15 protein-coding genes are annotated in these 13,952 nt (G+C 70.0%); 6 read left to right on the top strand and 9 right to left on the bottom strand.

The features are described from left to right. Window positions 1–20: 20 nt before the first annotated feature. Genes ACZ48Z_RS32170 through ACZ48Z_RS32155 form a run of 4 tightly spaced genes read right to left on the bottom strand, consistent with a single transcriptional unit; the run spans window position 21 to window position 3,345 of the window. Window positions 21–812, bottom strand: a complete 792-nt coding sequence (locus ACZ48Z_RS32170) for a PIG-L deacetylase family protein (RefSeq protein WP_468739411.1) — start codon at window positions 810–812, stop codon at window positions 21–23. Window positions 813–866: 54 nt separating this feature from the next. Further along, window positions 867–1,655 (bottom strand): amino acid ABC transporter ATP-binding protein, encoded by a 789-nt coding sequence (locus ACZ48Z_RS32165; RefSeq protein ID WP_468739410.1) that lies wholly within the window; start codon window positions 1,653–1,655, stop codon window positions 867–869. Further along, window positions 1,652–2,485 (bottom strand): amino acid ABC transporter permease, encoded by an 834-nt coding sequence (locus ACZ48Z_RS32160; protein ID WP_468739409.1) that lies wholly within the window; start codon window positions 2,483–2,485, stop codon window positions 1,652–1,654. Before ACZ48Z_RS32160 ends, ACZ48Z_RS32165 begins: the two co-directional genes overlap by 4 nt. Continuing rightward, the gene (locus ACZ48Z_RS32155) at window positions 2,482–3,345 is read right to left on the bottom strand and encodes a transporter substrate-binding domain-containing protein (RefSeq protein ID WP_468739408.1); all 864 of its coding nucleotides are present in this window, start codon (window positions 3,343–3,345) and stop codon (window positions 2,482–2,484) included. The genes ACZ48Z_RS32160 and ACZ48Z_RS32155 overlap by 4 nt, the downstream gene beginning before the upstream one ends. Before the next feature lie 173 nt (window positions 3,346–3,518). On the opposite strand from ACZ48Z_RS32155, the gene ACZ48Z_RS32150 reads away from it, so the two are divergent. The 6 genes from ACZ48Z_RS32150 (at window position 3,519) to thpD (ending at window position 9,007) form a co-directional block, all read left to right on the top strand. Next, entirely contained in the window at window positions 3,519–4,619 is a 1,101-nt protein-coding gene (locus ACZ48Z_RS32150; RefSeq protein ID WP_468739407.1) for a pyridoxal-phosphate-dependent aminotransferase family protein, read from the top strand. 316 nt (window positions 4,620–4,935) lie between these two features. Next, the gene (locus ACZ48Z_RS32145) at window positions 4,936–5,454 is read left to right on the top strand and encodes a DinB family protein (protein WP_468739406.1); all 519 of its coding nucleotides are present in this window, start codon (window positions 4,936–4,938) and stop codon (window positions 5,452–5,454) included. Between the two features lie 306 nt (window positions 5,455–5,760). After that, window positions 5,761–6,267, top strand: a complete 507-nt coding sequence (gene ectA / locus ACZ48Z_RS32140; protein ID WP_468739405.1) for a diaminobutyrate acetyltransferase — start codon at window positions 5,761–5,763, stop codon at window positions 6,265–6,267. 70 nt (window positions 6,268–6,337) lie between these two features. Continuing rightward, window positions 6,338–7,621 carry a diaminobutyrate--2-oxoglutarate transaminase gene (gene ectB, locus ACZ48Z_RS32135; protein ID WP_468739404.1) on the top strand — a complete coding sequence of 428 codons (1,284 nt, stop codon included), beginning with the start codon at window positions 6,338–6,340 and terminating at the stop codon, window positions 7,619–7,621. A gap of 68 nt (window positions 7,622–7,689) precedes the next feature. After that, window positions 7,690–8,115, top strand: a complete 426-nt coding sequence (locus ACZ48Z_RS32130; protein ID WP_468739403.1) for an ectoine synthase — start codon at window positions 7,690–7,692, stop codon at window positions 8,113–8,115. Window positions 8,116–8,119: 4 nt separating this feature from the next. Beyond that, window positions 8,120–9,007, top strand: a complete 888-nt coding sequence (thpD, locus tag ACZ48Z_RS32125; protein WP_468739402.1) for an ectoine hydroxylase — start codon at window positions 8,120–8,122, stop codon at window positions 9,005–9,007. Window positions 9,008–9,031: 24 nt separating this feature from the next. On the opposite strand, the gene ACZ48Z_RS32120 is transcribed toward thpD, so the two are convergent. From ACZ48Z_RS32120 to ACZ48Z_RS32100, 5 genes are all read right to left on the bottom strand, one after another. After that, window positions 9,032–9,541 carry an RNA polymerase sigma factor gene (locus ACZ48Z_RS32120; protein ID WP_468739401.1) on the bottom strand — a complete coding sequence of 170 codons (510 nt, stop codon included), beginning with the start codon at window positions 9,539–9,541 and terminating at the stop codon, window positions 9,032–9,034. Between the two features lie 58 nt (window positions 9,542–9,599). Then, a complete protein-coding gene (locus ACZ48Z_RS32115) occupies window positions 9,600–10,652 on the bottom strand; it encodes an aminotransferase class V-fold PLP-dependent enzyme (protein ID WP_468739400.1) in 1,053 nt (350 codons plus the stop codon). A 95-nt stretch (window positions 10,653–10,747) separates the two neighbouring features. Then, the gene (locus ACZ48Z_RS32110; protein ID WP_468739399.1) at window positions 10,748–11,473 is read right to left on the bottom strand and encodes a DsbA family oxidoreductase; all 726 of its coding nucleotides are present in this window, start codon (window positions 11,471–11,473) and stop codon (window positions 10,748–10,750) included. A 119-nt stretch (window positions 11,474–11,592) separates the two neighbouring features. Next, on the bottom strand, window positions 11,593–12,201 hold the full coding sequence (locus tag ACZ48Z_RS32105; RefSeq protein WP_468739398.1) for a DUF1349 domain-containing protein: 609 nt from the start codon (window positions 12,199–12,201) through the stop codon (window positions 11,593–11,595). Window positions 12,202–12,332: 131 nt separating this feature from the next. Continuing rightward, window positions 12,333–13,862, bottom strand: coding sequence for an aldehyde dehydrogenase (NADP(+)) (locus ACZ48Z_RS32100; protein WP_468739397.1), 1,530 nt, complete (start codon window positions 13,860–13,862; stop codon window positions 12,333–12,335). Window positions 13,863–13,952 lie beyond the last annotated feature (90 nt).

Below are 13,952 nucleotides of genomic sequence, written 5' to 3'. Positions count from 1 at the left end.
GGCCCCTCCGAAGCGAACGGTCACTCCACCCAGGGCGGTGGCCCCTCGAAGGCGAGCTGGTGCACGTCGAAGACGACGGCCGCCTCGACGCCGAGGGCTGCTCCGCCCTGCCGGGCCGCCCAGGTCAGGAAGGGCCGCGGTTCGAAGGCTCCCGCTCCGAGGCCCTTGGTGTACTCGGCGTGCGCGGTCAGTGAGGCGATGCCCCGCTCCAGCGGTTCGCCGGTGACGTCCACGCCGTGGGTGGGGTGCTCGGCGCCGGCCACGGCCACGAAACGGACCCCGCCCCAGGGTTCGAGGCCCTCGTCGGCGAGTTCGGGGAAGATCCACCGGTTGCCGGCGTCGCGTGCCGCGTCGAGCGCGGCCAGGCCCACCACGCGGTGGTCGGCCTGGTTGACCACGCCGGCGACCATCCGCACGGTGTACGCCCCCGTCACCACCACCTCCGGCCGGTGCCTTCGGATCGCCCGCACGATGTCGCGGCGCAGGGCCGGGCCGCCCTCGATCGTGCCGTCCCGGTGGTCGAGGAACTCCACCGTGTCCACGCCCACCTCGCGCGCTCCGGCCCGCTCCTCGGCCTCCCGCAGCGGGGCGGCCTCGTCCGGGTGCAGCCCGTCGATGCCGGCCTCGCCGCGGGTGACCAGCAGGTAGGTGACGGTCTTGCCCTGGGTCGTCCAGCGGGCCACCGCGGACGCCGTCCCGTACTCGATGTCGTCCGGATGCGCCGCCACGGCAAGGCAGCGCTCCCAGTTCTCCGGCAGCGGGGGCAGTGTGCCGCCCGCTGCGGATCCGCCCGTGGTGTCGAGTGTCGTCATGCCCGAATGATGACGGTTATCAGGCTGTGCGCGACAGGGGAACGTATGTCCCTTTCAGATGTCGTTCTCCTCCACGTCGGCCATCGCGGGGTCCAGGAGACGGGAGAGGAAGTGGCGGGTGCGCTCATGGCTCGGGGCGCCGATGACCCGGTCCGGGGTGCCGTCCTCGACGATCGCCCCGTCGTCCATGAAGACGACCCGGTCGGCGACCTCGCGGGCGAAGCTCATCTCGTGGGTGACGACCATCATCGTCATGCCCTCCCGGGCGAGCATCCGCATGACCGCGAGCACGTCGCCCACCAGCTCCGGGTCGAGGGCCGACGTGGGCTCGTCGAAGAGCATCACCTCGGGGCCCATGGACAGGGAACGGGCGATCGCGACCCGCTGCTGCTGGCCACCGGAGAGGGAGGAGGGGTAGGCGTCCGCCTTCTCGGCGAGACCCACGCGTTCCAGGTTCTCGGCGGCCACCTGCGCGGCCCGCGCCTTGCCCCGCCTGAGGACCCTGCGCTGCGGCAGCGTGAGGTTCTCGGTCACCGTGAGGTGCGGGAACAGGTTGAACTGCTGGAAGACCATGCCGATACGGCGGCGTACGGCGTCGATGTCGACGTCGGGGTCGGTGAGTTCGGTGCCGCCGACGAAGACCTGCCCCCTGGTCGGTTCCTCCAGGAGGTTCACGCACCGCAGCAGCGTCGACTTGCCCGAGCCCGACGGGCCGATCACGCAGACGACCTCACCCCTGCCGATCTCCAGGTCGATGCCCTTGAGGACCTCGTTGTCGCCGAACGACTTGTGCAGGCCGCGTACTTCGATCTCCGGACGCCGCGCGGTGGACTCCTCGCTCATTTCACGGCCTCCCCGGCCTTCGCCTCCATACGACGGACCACGAACCCGAGCGGGATCGTCACCAGCAGATAGCACAGGCCCGCGACGAGGATCGGCGTGGAGTTGGCGGTCGTGCTGGCCAGGTCGCGGCCGTACTTGGACAGTTCGCGCTCCTCCAGGGTGACGCCGAGGAACAGCACCAGCGAGGAGTCCTTGAAGAGCAGCACGAGTTCGTTGGTCAGGGGCGGCAGGATGATCCTGAACGCCTGCGGGACGACGATCGAGATCATGGCCCGCGCCGGCGAGAAGCCCAGCGAACGGGCCGCCTCCAACTGCCCCTTGGGCACGGCCTGGATGCCCGCGCGGATCGTCTCCGCCATGTAGGCCGCCGCCACCAGACCGAGGGCGAGGGCGACCTTGCCGTACGTGCCGCCGATGATCTCCGTGCCCGGGAAGGCCAGCGGGACCGCGACGCCGATGAAGATGAAGATCAGCAGGGCGGGCAGGCCACGGAAGATCTCGATGTACACACCGGCGAACCAGCGGTACGGGCCGACCGACGACAGGCGCATCAGGGCGATGACCATGCCTAGGGCGAGTCCGACGACGAAGCCGGACAGCGTGTAGAGCACGGTGTTCTTCAGCGCCAGCGTGATGACGTCCGGGAACATCTGGCCGGCGATGTCCGCCTGCGCGAACTGGTTCTTCAGCCGCCCCCAGTCCGCCGAGACCGCGAAGGCGATCACGACGGCGACGAAGACGACGTACTGCGCGCCGCGGGACAGGCTGCGCTTCTGACTCCGGGTCAGTCCCTTTTTACGGGGCTGGAGTTGTGTGTCGGCCGCCGTCATGAGGCCGAGGGGGACGCGGCCGACTCGTCGTACGGGCCGATCCACTTCTCGTACAGCTTCTTGTACGTGCCGTCCGACTTCGCGTCCGAGATCGCCTTGTTGACGGCGGCCAGCAGCTTGGTGTTGCCCTTCTTCACCGTGAAGCCGTACTGCTCACCGGTGTTGATCTGCTCGGCGAGCTGGAAGGCGTCGGCGTTGGCCTTGGTCTTCAGCCAGCCCTGGACGACCGGGTAGTCGATGACGACGGCCTTGACCTGGCCCGCGCGCAGGCCGTTGAGGACGGCGTCGGAGGACTCGAAGGACACCGGGTCGAAGCCCTGGGCCTTCGCGTAGTCCTCGCCGGTGGTCTGCGCCTGCGCGCCGAGCTTGGCCTTCTTCGCCTTGGCGTCGGCGAGCGAGGTGATCCCGCTGCCCTTGGCGACCAGGAGGGCCTGGGTGGCGTCGAAGTAGGCGTCGGAGAAGTCGACGTTCTTCTTGCGCTCCTCGGTGATGGTCATGCCGGCCGCGGCCAGGTCGCATCCGCCGGAGTTGAGGAGGGCGCCGGTCTTGAAGTTCTCGAAGGGGGTGTCGAGGATGTCCTGCTTCACGCCGAGGTTCTTCGCGACCAGGTCGATCATCGAGACGTCGAAGCCCTGCACCTTGCCGTCGATCTCCGACTGGAAGGGCGGGTACGGCAGGTGGGTGCAGGTGGTGAGCTGTCCGGCCTTGACCAGTTCGACCCCGCCCGCGGCGGTCTTCGAACCGCTGCCGCCGTCGTCGGTGGAGGTGCACCCGGAGGTGGTGACAGCGACGAGCAGGAGCCCGGCCGTCGCGGTGGTGGCGGACAGGACGCGGGTCCGGCGCCCGGAGCGGTTGTTCACGGGAGGCCTCCTGTGGGGGAACTGTGGGTTCCGATTATAAGGAGAAGTTTGGGTCTCTCAAATCAAACCGATGGTTCCGAGGCCGTTCAGCCTAAGAAGTCGCCAGTTCAAGCGGGGTGCCCCACAGGGCTACCCTCGATCACCTCTACCCCAGCGAGCGAAAGAGCACCGTCGTGACCCACCCCTTCCTGGATCTGGCCCCGCTGAGCGCGGCGCAGTTCGCCTCCATCGAGGACCGTGTGGCACGGCTGCTGCGCACCGAGCAGGACGTCGTGATCATGCAGGGCGAGGCGCTGTTGCCGCTGGAGGGCGCGATCCGCGGTACGGCCGGTCCAGGTACGACCGCGCTGAACGTCGTCACCGGCCCGTACGGGCAGACCTTCGGCGACTGGCTGCGGGACTGCGGTGCGACCGTGATCGATCTCGCGGTGCCCTTCCACACGGCGGTGACCGCGGAGCAGATCTCGGCGGCCTTCACGGAGCACCCGGAGATCGACTTCGTGTCGCTGGTGCACGCGGAGGCGGCGACCGGCAACACGAATCCGGTCGCGGAGATCGGGGAGGCCGTACGACGGCAGGGGGCGCTGTTCTATCTGGACGCGGTCGCCTCCGTCGGGGCCGAGCCGGTGCTGCCGGACGCCTGGGGTGTCGACCTGTGCGTGATCGGGGCGCAGAAGGCGATGGGCGGGCCCGCGGGTGTGTCGGCGGTGTCGGTGAGCGAGCGGGCGTGGGCGCGGATGGCCGCGAATCCGGCGGCGCCGCGACGGTCGTACCTCTCCCTTCTCGACTGGAAGGAGCGCTGGATCGACGGCGGCCGCAAGGCCCTGCTGCACGCTCCGGCGCAGTTGGAGATGCTGGCGCTGGAGGCGTGCGTCGAGCGGATCGAGGCGGACGGTCTCGACGCGGTAATGGGCCGGCACCGGGCGGCCGCGGCGGCGACCCGGGCGGGGGCGCGGGCGCTGGGCGGGGGCCTTGAGCCGTACGTCCACGCGAATCACGAGGCGGCTCCCGTCGCGACCACGCTTCGGGCGCCGGCGGGGACCGTCGCCTCGGAACTGGTGTCCCGGGCCCTGTCCTCCGACCCCGCGCTGCCGCTGGCCGCGGGCGGGGGTGCGCTGGCCAAGGAGATGATCCGGGTCAACCACTACGGGGTGGACGCGACGCGGGGGGCGGTGCGGGCGAGCCTCGCGGCGCTGGGCGCGGCGCTGTCCGGGCAGGGGCTCACGGTGGACGTGGAGGCGGCACTCCGGGTCGCGGACACCGCCTGGCACTGACCGCAACCAGGTACCACGCGCGACGGACGGGCGAGTGCGGCGCCATCGTGGCCGGTCACACAGTTCCCCGCGCCCCTGGGAGGGCGCCGGACCGCACCGCACGCGGGGCGGACGGGCGAGTGCCGCGCCGTCGTGGCCGATCGCGCAGTTCCCCGCGCCCCTGGGAGGGCGCCGGACCCCACCACACGCGCGGCCGACGGGCGAGTGCCGCGCCGTCGTGGCTGGCCTCGCGCAGTTCCCCGCGCCCCTGAAAGGCGGGGCTTGCGCTCGCGGCTGAACGGGGGCGGTGGGCGGGCCGCGCCGGCAGGCCCGGGTCATGACCACGAACACGCTTCCCGACGGCCGCCCCGTCCCCCTGTTGACCGGTGACGAACAACCCATGCTGGAGAGCTGGCTCGCCTTCCACCGGGCCGCTCTGGAGGTCAAGTGCCAAGGGCTCAGCGATGCGCAGGTGCGGGTCGCGTCCGCCGAACCGTCCGCGCTCACGCTGCTCGGGCTGGTGCAGCACCTCGCCGAAGTGGAGCGGAACTGGTTCCAGCGGGTGGCCGGCGGTCTCGACGTGCCGTTCGTGTACGAGGAGGCGAGTGGGTACGTCCTCGATCCGGACCGTGGGCTGGACGAGGCGCTCGGCGTGTGGCGGCGGGAGATCGCGCGCGGGCAGGAGGTGTGCGCCGGACGGTCGCTGGACGTGGTCGGGCGGATCGTCGACGGACCCATGCGCGGCGTCGAGGTCAGTCTGCGCTGGGTGCACCTTCACATGATCGAGGAGTACGCGCGCCACAACGGACATGCCGACATATTGCGTGAACGCATAGACGGGGTTACCGGAGCATAATCAGGAGAGTAATTCCGGGATTTATCGAAGAACAGCTTCCCGTATTCTTCTGCCCGCTTTCCTCCGACCTAAACGCAAAGATTCTGCGAACGCGAACCGGAGGAATTCGGGTGGATGTCACGGAGGTTACATGGCTGTGACGCGTTACACATGTTGATCAATTCGTCCCTTATTTACGTGCCATAACGGGACAGAAGCGGCGACTTTCGCGCGTTTGCACGCGCCCGCGTGATAACACAAGGAGTGCCCGCACGTAACCCCATCGGGCGATGCAATTTTTAATTTCCCTCGGTAAATTCATTTCGCATGACTGCCGCACAAGCAGACCTGCAAATCGACCGGCCGACGGTCGCGGACGGAGCCGCACTCTGGCGGATCGCCCGCGACTCGAAGGTCCTCGACCTGAACTCGTCGTACAGCTATCTGCTGTGGTGCCGTGACTTCGGCGCCACCTCGGCCGTCGCACGGAACGAGAACGGGGAGCCGGTCGGCTTCGTCACCGGGTACGTCCGCCCGGACCGGCCCGACACCCTGCTCGTCTGGCAGGTGGCGGTGGACTCGGCGTACCGCGGCCGCGGGCTCGCCGCCGCCCTGCTCGACGGACTGACCGCGCGGCTCGCCGCCGAGCGCGGGCTGACCTGCGTCGAGACCACCATCGCGCCGGGCAACACCGCCTCCGAGCGGCTGTTCACCGCGTTCGCCGAACGCCGTGGCGCCGCCCTGGAGCGCGAGGTGCTGTTCGACGCGAGCCTGTTCCCCGACGGGCCGCACGACCCCGAGGTCCTCTACCGCATCGGTCCCTTCTCCCCCTGACGACCGACCACCCCCCGCACTCCCCCTCACGCCCCCGCACTCTCCCCCACGCACCGAGGAGCGATTCGTCGTGACCATCACCCAGCCCGACCTCAGCGTCTTCGAGACCGTCGAGTCCGAGGTACGCAGCTACTGCCGCGGCTGGCCCACCGTCTTCGACCGCGCGCAGGGCAGCCGCATGTACGACGAGGACGGCCACGCGTACCTGGACTTCTTCGCCGGCGCCGGCTCACTCAACTACGGCCACAACAACCCCGTGCTGAAACGGGCGTTGATCGACTACCTGGAGCGCGACGGCGTCACGCACGGGCTCGACATGTCGACCACCGCCAAGCGGGCGTTCCTGCAGGCCTTCCAGGACCACATCCTGCGGCCGCGCGACCTGCCGTACAAGGTGATGTTCCCGGGCCCGACCGGCACCAACGCCGTGGAGTCGGCTCTCAAGCTGGCCCGGAAGGTCAAGGGCCGCGAGTCCATCGTGTCCTTCACCAACGCCTTCCACGGCATGTCGCTGGGTTCGCTCGCCGTCACCGGCAACGCCTTCAAGCGGGCCGGCGCCGGTATCCCGCTGGTGCACGGCACGCCTATGCCGTTCGACAACTACTTCGACGGCGCCGTCGAGGACTTCCTGTGGTTCGAGCGGCTGCTGGAGGACCAGGGCTCCGGGCTCAACAAGCCGGCCGCCGTGATCGTGGAGACCGTACAGGGCGAGGGCGGCATCAACGTGGCCCGCAAGGAGTGGCTCCAGGCGCTCGCCGCGCTGTGCGAGCGGCAGGACATGCTGCTCATCGTCGACGACATCCAGATGGGCTGCGGCCGTACCGGTGCCTTCTTCTCCTTCGAGGAGGCGGGCATCGTCCCGGACATCGTCACGGTGTCCAAGTCCATCAGCGGCTACGGCCTTCCGATGTCCCTGTGCCTGTTCAAGCCGGAGCTGGACATCTGGGAGCCCGGCGAGCACAACGGCACCTTCCGCGGCAACAACCCGGCCTTCGTGACCGCCACCGCCACCCTGGAGCAGTACTGGGCGGACGGTTCCGCGATGGAGAAGCAGACCAGGAAGCGCGGGGAGCAGGTCGAGCAGGCCCTCATCTCCATCACCGAGGAGAACCTCGCCGACGTGAAGGAGTACCGCGGCCGCGGACTGGTGTGGGGCCTGGAGTTCCACGACAAGGCGCGCGCCGGCCGGGTGGCGCACCGCGCGTTCGAACTCGGGCTGCTCATCGAGACGTCGGGCCCCGAGAGTGAGGTCGTGAAGCTGCTTCCGGCACTCACGATCACCCCCGAGGAACTGGACGAGGGACTGAGCGTCCTCGCCCGTTCCGTCCGGGAGACCGTCTCGGAACCGGTCTGAACAACCCGTCTGAACAACCCTCTCGGAATCTTGCCGGGAACCGTCTAACTAGGAGGCATCGCAGCACCGTGATCGTCCGTTCGTTCAAGGACATCGAAGGCACCGACCGGCATGTGAAGGCCGCGTCCGGCACCTGGGAGAGCAAGCGCATCGTGCTCGCCAAGGAGCGGGTCGGCTTCTCACTGCACGAGACCATCCTGTACGCGGGTACGGAGACGTCGATGTGGTACGCGAACCACATCGAGGCCGTCGTCTGCGTCGAGGGCGAGGCCGAGCTGACCGACCACGAGAGCGGGCAGACCCACTCGATCACGCCCGGGACCATGTACCTCCTGGACGGCCACGAGCGGCACACGCTGCGGGTGAAGGAGGACTTCCGCTGCCTCTGCGTGTTCAACCCGCCCGTGACCGGCCGGGAGGACCACGACGAGAACGGCGTCTACCCGCTGCTCACCGAACCCGATCCCGACCCCACCGCATCCGAGGAGGTGTGACCGCATGACCACCCTCACCGATCTCTACCCCAGCCGCGGCGCCACCGAGGTGTCGACCCCCCGCAAGGACCCGGTCCTCTGGTCGTCGCCCGACACCCCGGGACCGATCGCCACCGGCGAGCTGGAGTCCTTCGAGCGCGATGGCTTCCTCGCCGTGGACCAGATCATCGGGCCTGACGAAGTACCCGTCTACCAGCGCGAGTTGGAGCGGATCATCAGCGCTCCGGAGATCCGTGCGGACGAGCGCTCGATCGTCGAGCCGCAGTCCAAGGAGATCCGCTCCGTCTTCGAGGTGCACAAGATCAGCGAGGTGTTCGCGAATCTGGTGCGCGACGAGCGGGTCGTCGGGCGGGCCCGGCAGATCCTCGGCTCGGACGTCTACGTCCACCAGTCGCGGATCAACGTCAAGCCCGGTTTCGGGGCCAGCGGCTTCTACTGGCACTCCGACTTCGAGACCTGGCACGCCGAGGACGGCCTGCCCAACATGCGCACGGTGTCCGTCTCGATCGCGCTGACCGAGAACTACGACACCAACGGCGGTCTCATGATCATGCCGGGGTCGCACCGCACCTTCCTCGGGTGCGCGGGGGCCACCCCGAAGGACAACTACAAGAAGTCGCTGCAGATGCAGGACGCGGGCACGCCGTCGGACGAGGCGCTGACGGAGATGGCCTCGCAGTACGGCATCAAGTTGTTCACGGGCAAGGCCGGTTCGGCCACCTGGTTCGACTGCAACTGCATGCACGGCTCCGGGGACAACATCACGCCGTTCCCGCGCAGCAACGTGTTCATCGTGTTCAACAGCGTGGAGAACCAGGCCGTCGAGCCGTTCGCGGCTCCCGTACGGCGACCCGAGTTCATCGGCGCGAGGGACTTCACGCCGGTGAAGTAACCCTGTGCCAGGGTGAGTTGACCCTCACAGCCACGACAGCGACGCGGCCCGCTCCAGTACGTTTCGTACGGCGGCCGCGTCGCCCGTGGTGTGTCGGGGCACGGTGTCCGGCGCTCGTCGCCAGCCCACCAGCAGGCAGAAGTCGACGGGGTCCAGGGTCTCGGCCGGGCCGGGTGCGGAGTCCGGGATGGCGTGCAGTGCCAGGTCGTCGGTGCGGGCGTCCTTGCGGTGCCGGGCCTCGCGGCGCACCCAGTCGACGGCTCTGCGGTGTGCGAGCAGCGACAGCCAGGTGCGCAGGCTGCCCCGGTGCGTGTCGAAGGCGTACGGCCTGCTCCACAGCTGCGCGAAGACCTCCTGTGCCACGTCCTCGGCGGCGGCCCCGCTGCGGGTCACGCGCACCGCGACCGCCCGCACCGGGCCGCCGTACATCCCATACGCCTCGGTCAGCGCGGACTCGTCGCCGTACACCGGCCGTCGGTGCAGCTCCGCGTCTGCGAGTTGCTGCACGGACGTCGTCCCGCCCGTGGACTCCACGGCACCACCACCCCTTGGTGCCCCTTCCTGGCGTCCCGGGCGGTCCGGCGCCAGCGGTTCAGTGAGACAGGGCGTCCAGGATCCGGTCGACATCGGCGGCCGTGTTGTAGAGGTGGAAGGAGGCGCGCAGGTTGCCGGCCCGGTTGGACACCTCGATGCCCGCCGCGCTCAACTCGGGCTGCCGTCCGCCGAGTCCGGGCACGGACACGATCGGCGAGCCCGGTGCGGGCAGGGGTGCGTGGCCGAGGTCGGCGAGTCCGGTGCGGAAGAGGTCGGCGAGGGCGAGGTCGTGGCTGCGTACGGCGTCCACGCCCAACTCCTCCAGGAGTTCGAGTGAGCGACGTGTTCCCGTGTAGGTGAACAGGGCGGGGCTGATGTCGAACCGCCGGGCGGAGTGGGCCAGTTCGGCGACGGGGCCGTAGCAGCTGTCATAGGGGACCTCCCCCGCGACCCATCCGGCGAGCACCGGCTTCAGGTCGCCGAAGTCCTCGGGCACGACGAGGAAGGCGGCGCCGTGCGGGCCGAGCAGCCACTTGAACGTGGTGGAGACGGTGTAGTCGTACGACTGCGCGTCCACCGGGAGCCAGCCCGCGGCCTGCGAGAAGTCGACGTAGGTGCGGGCGCCGTGGTCCGTCGCGGCCGCGCGCAGGGCGGCCAGGTCGGCGATCCGGCCGTCGGCGGACTGGGCGGCGCTGACCGCGACGAGGGCGGTGCCGGGGCGGACGGAGTCGGCGAGCCGTTCCAGCGGCACGATGCGGACCTTGAGGTCGCCGCGGGTGTGGAAGGGGTTCACCACGGAGGTGAAGTCGTCCTCGGCGGTGAGGACTTCGGCGCCCGCGGGCAGCGACGCGGCGACCAGGCCCGAGTGGGTGGAGACGGAGGCCCCGGCCGCGACCCTCGTGACCGGGACACCGGCCAGCCGGGCGAACGCGGCACGGGACATCTCCACGTCTTCGAAGAGCGGATCCAGCGGCCTGCCCTCCGCACGGATCAGGGCGGCTCCCTGGAGGGCGGTCACGGTACGGGCGGGCAGCAGGCCGCTGCTCGCGGTGTTGAGAAAGGTGTTCTTCGGGGTGAACTCGGCGCGGACGAGGCTCTCGAAGGTCTCCATGGGTCCACTGTGGGGCCGGGAGACCTCTCGGTCCATTGCGACTTTCTACGGGGTTCCGCCAAGGAACGCTTATATGTCCGCGCCGAGCTGGTGTGTCAGCCCTGCTGCGGTACGGCGCACCCGTCGGGGCCGCAGGCCTCCGCGCTCGCGTCGCCCTGGTCGATCAGTTGCAGCGGGGAGCGGTTGCCCCAGGCCTGGGTGAGTGCCTGGGCGAAGACCTCGGCCGGCTGGGCGCCGGAGACGCCGTACTTGCGGTCCAGGACGAAGAAGGGGACGCCGTTCGCGCCGAGCTCCGCGGCCTCGCGCTCGTCGGCGCGGACGTCGTCGGCGTAGGCGGTGGGGTCGGCGAGGACCGTGCGGACCTCGTCGGCGTCCAGCCCGGCCTCGACGGCGAGTTCCACGAGCCGCTCGTCGCCCTCGCTGAACAGGGACCTCTCCTCGGCGAAGTTCGCCCGGTAGAGGATCTGGATGAGCTCGTCCTGCCGGCCCCGCTCCTTGGCGAGGTGGAGGAGCCGGTGCATGTCGAAGGTGTTGCCGTGATCGCGGTCACGGGTGCGGTACGGGAGGCCCTCGGCGGCGGCCTGGGTGCCGAGGTTCTCCTCGCCGGCCTGGGCCTGGGCCTCACTCATGCCGTACTTCTTGCTGAGCATGGCGAGGACGGGCTGGACGTCACCCTTCTTCCGCCCCGGCTCCAGCTCGAACGACCGGTGGACCACCTCGACACCGTCACGGTGCGGGAAGGCCTCCAGCGCCTTCTCGAAGCGGGCCTTGCCCACGTAGCACCAGGGGCAGGCGATGTCGCTCCAGATCTCGACGCGCATGTCTACGGCTCTCTCCAGGTCGGACGGCTACGGAGACACCCTCCGCTCATTCGGTGAACGTTCAAGCAGCGGCCGGCATTCCCGGGCCCCTGCATCCCCCCAGGGAAACGGCGCAGCGCTCAGCTTCCGTCTCTCAGGTCGGCCGGCCAGTCGGGCCTGAACTCGATGTGGTCGTACGTCACCACGCAGCCCTCCCCCATCGGCGACTGGGACATGAAGCCGACCAGGGCCGCGTCGGTCTCCTTCTCGTCGCCCAGGGTGAACAGGCGGACGAAGGTCCAGCGCTTGCCGTCCCGGGAGGCGTGGAAGGCGAAGGCACGGCCGGTGCGGCTGATCCGGAGCCAGACCGAACTGCCGTCCACGGTGAAGGAGTTGCAGTCGTCGGAGTGCCCGCGGGTGACGACCGTGCAGACGGTCGGCACGGACGGGGAGTTCTCCAGGCAGAGTTTGGCCCAGGCCCGCTCCCCGACATGGACGTACAGCACACCCGCGTCGAAGGACGCGTTGAAGCCGACGGTGACCCGGGCTATCAGCTGGAAGTCACCCTCGGGGGCGCCGAGGAGGCGGGGCGCGTCGGAGACGGGGTCCAGCGCCTCGCCCGTGGGCGGTACGAACCGGTCCTGCCGGGGTCCTGCCCATCCGGAGAGGATCCCGTCCTCGTAGAGCCAGTGCCCGTCGGGCCCATAGGTACGGAGCGGGAAGGGCAGTTCGGAGAGTTCGACGTCCATCCGCCGATTGTTCCAGGTCCAGATGACCTGCCTATAGGGGCGCGGGGCTGTGTCGATATGCGGCTACCGCCGCGTGAGCGCGACCAGCCACGACGGACCGGCAGCCCGCGATCCACCGCACCCCTACGGCGCTATCGCTCCAACCGACCGTTGAACCGGCGCGGCAGCCCCAGCGGGTTCTCGTCCCGCAGCTCGGGAGGCAGCAGGGCCTCCGGCGTGTTCTGGTACGCCACCGGCCGCAGCCAGCGCTCGATCGCCGTACCGCCGACGGACGTCGACGTGGAGGTCGTCGCCGGGTACGGGCCGCCGTGCTGCTGGGCGGGGGCCACGGCCACGCCCGTCGGCCAGCCGTTCACCAGGATCCGGCCGGCGAGGGGGGTCAGTTCCGCGAGGATCTCGGCGCCACGGCCTTCACCCGCGGCCTCCTGCGTCGACAGGTGGACCGTCGCGGTGAGGTTGCCCGGCAGCCGGGACAGCACGGCGCGCGCCTGGTCGTCGTCCTCGTAGCGGGCCACCACGGTCACCGGGCCGAAGCACTCCTCCAGGAGCAGGTCGTACGCCCCCTCGGTGGTCAGCTTCTCGGCCGCCACCGTGAGGAAGCCCGCGCTCACGGTGTGCTCGCCGCCCGCTCCGGGCGTCACCGGCGACTCGACGTCGGGCAGCTGCGCGCGCTCGGCGACCCCGGCGACGAAGTTGTCCCGCATGCGGTGGTCGAGGAGGACGCCCGCGTCGGTGTCGCTGACGGCGTCGGTCAGGGACTTCAACAGGCCGTCGCCCGCCGCACCCGAGGGCACGAGGACCAGGCCCGGCTTGACGCAGAACTGGCCGACCCCGAGGGTCATGGAGCCCGCGAGCCCGGCGCCGATGGTGTCGGCCCGCTCGGCGGCGGCCTCCTCCGTGATCACGACGGGGTTCAGCGAGCCCAGCTCGCCGTGGAACGGGATCGGCACCGGCCGCGCGGCCGCCGCGTCGAACAGGGCACGGCCGCCCTTCACCGAGCCGGTGAACCCGGCCGCGGCGACCAGCGGGTGCTTGATCAGCTCGATACCGGCGTCGAGGCCGTGGACGAGGCCGACCACGCCCGCGGGGATGCCGTGCTCGCCGGCGGCCCGGCGCAGCGCGGCGGCGACCAGCTCGGACAGCGCCGGGTGGTCGGGGTGGGCCTTGACGACGACCGGGTTGCCCGCGGCCAGCGCGCTGGCGGTGTCACCGCCGGCCACGGAGAACGCGAAGGGGAAGTTGGACGCCGAGTAGACGGCGACGACGCCCAGCGGGATCTTGTAGCGGCGCAGGTCCGGGATCGGCGGGGTCGCGGTGTCGTCGGGGTGGTTGATGACGACACCGAGGAACTCGCCCTCGTCGACGATGTCCGCGAAGGCCCGCAGCTGGTAGCAGGTGCGGGCGAGCTCACCGGTCAGCCGGACCGGGCCGAGGGCGGTCTCGGCGTCGGCGGCCTCGACCAGGTGGTCCTTGGACTCTTCGAGCTTGGTGGCCGCGGTGCGCAGGAAGGCCGCGCGGACCGTGCGGTCGGTGAGGGAGGCGCGCGCGTCGTGAGCGGCGCGGACGGCGGCGTCGACCTCCTGGACTGTGGCCTCCACCGCAACCTGTTCGCGCTGCTTCCCGGTTCGGGGGTCGACACTCCAGACTGGTGCTGCTGCCACCGCAGGTCCCTCCACATGTATCCGGGTCATCCACCAGGAACGTTCGATATGCTGAACGCTGTCCCTGATGGTGAATATGCTGTTGGAGAC

The organism is Streptomyces sp. NPDC031225, from assembly GCF_055570355.1.
The sequence above is the reverse complement of the archived record's forward strand: the minus strand, read 5'-3'. Positions and strand labels throughout refer to the sequence as shown.

Coding starts and splice junctions, on each gene's coding strand:
- ACZ48Z_RS32165 (WP_468739410.1), bottom strand. CDS start 1,655: ATGAGCGAGGAGTCCACCGCGCGGCGTCCGGAGATCGAAGTACGCGGC.
- ACZ48Z_RS32160 (WP_468739409.1), bottom strand. CDS start 2,485: ATGACGGCGGCCGACACACAACTCCAGCCCCGTAAAAAGGGACTGACC.
- thpD (WP_468739402.1), top strand. CDS start 8,120: ATGACCACCCTCACCGATCTCTACCCCAGCCGCGGCGCCACCGAGGTG.
- ACZ48Z_RS32115 (WP_468739400.1), bottom strand. CDS start 10,652: ATGGAGACCTTCGAGAGCCTCGTCCGCGCCGAGTTCACCCCGAAGAAC.
- ACZ48Z_RS32110 (WP_468739399.1), bottom strand. CDS start 11,473: ATGCGCGTCGAGATCTGGAGCGACATCGCCTGCCCCTGGTGCTACGTG.
- ectA (WP_468739405.1), top strand. CDS start 5,761: ATGACTGCCGCACAAGCAGACCTGCAAATCGACCGGCCGACGGTCGCG.
- ACZ48Z_RS32145 (WP_468739406.1), top strand. CDS start 4,936: ATGACCACGAACACGCTTCCCGACGGCCGCCCCGTCCCCCTGTTGACC.
- ACZ48Z_RS32170 (WP_468739411.1), bottom strand. CDS start 812: ATGACGACACTCGACACCACGGGCGGATCCGCAGCGGGCGGCACACTG.
- ACZ48Z_RS32105 (WP_468739398.1), bottom strand. CDS start 12,201: ATGGACGTCGAACTCTCCGAACTGCCCTTCCCGCTCCGTACCTATGGG.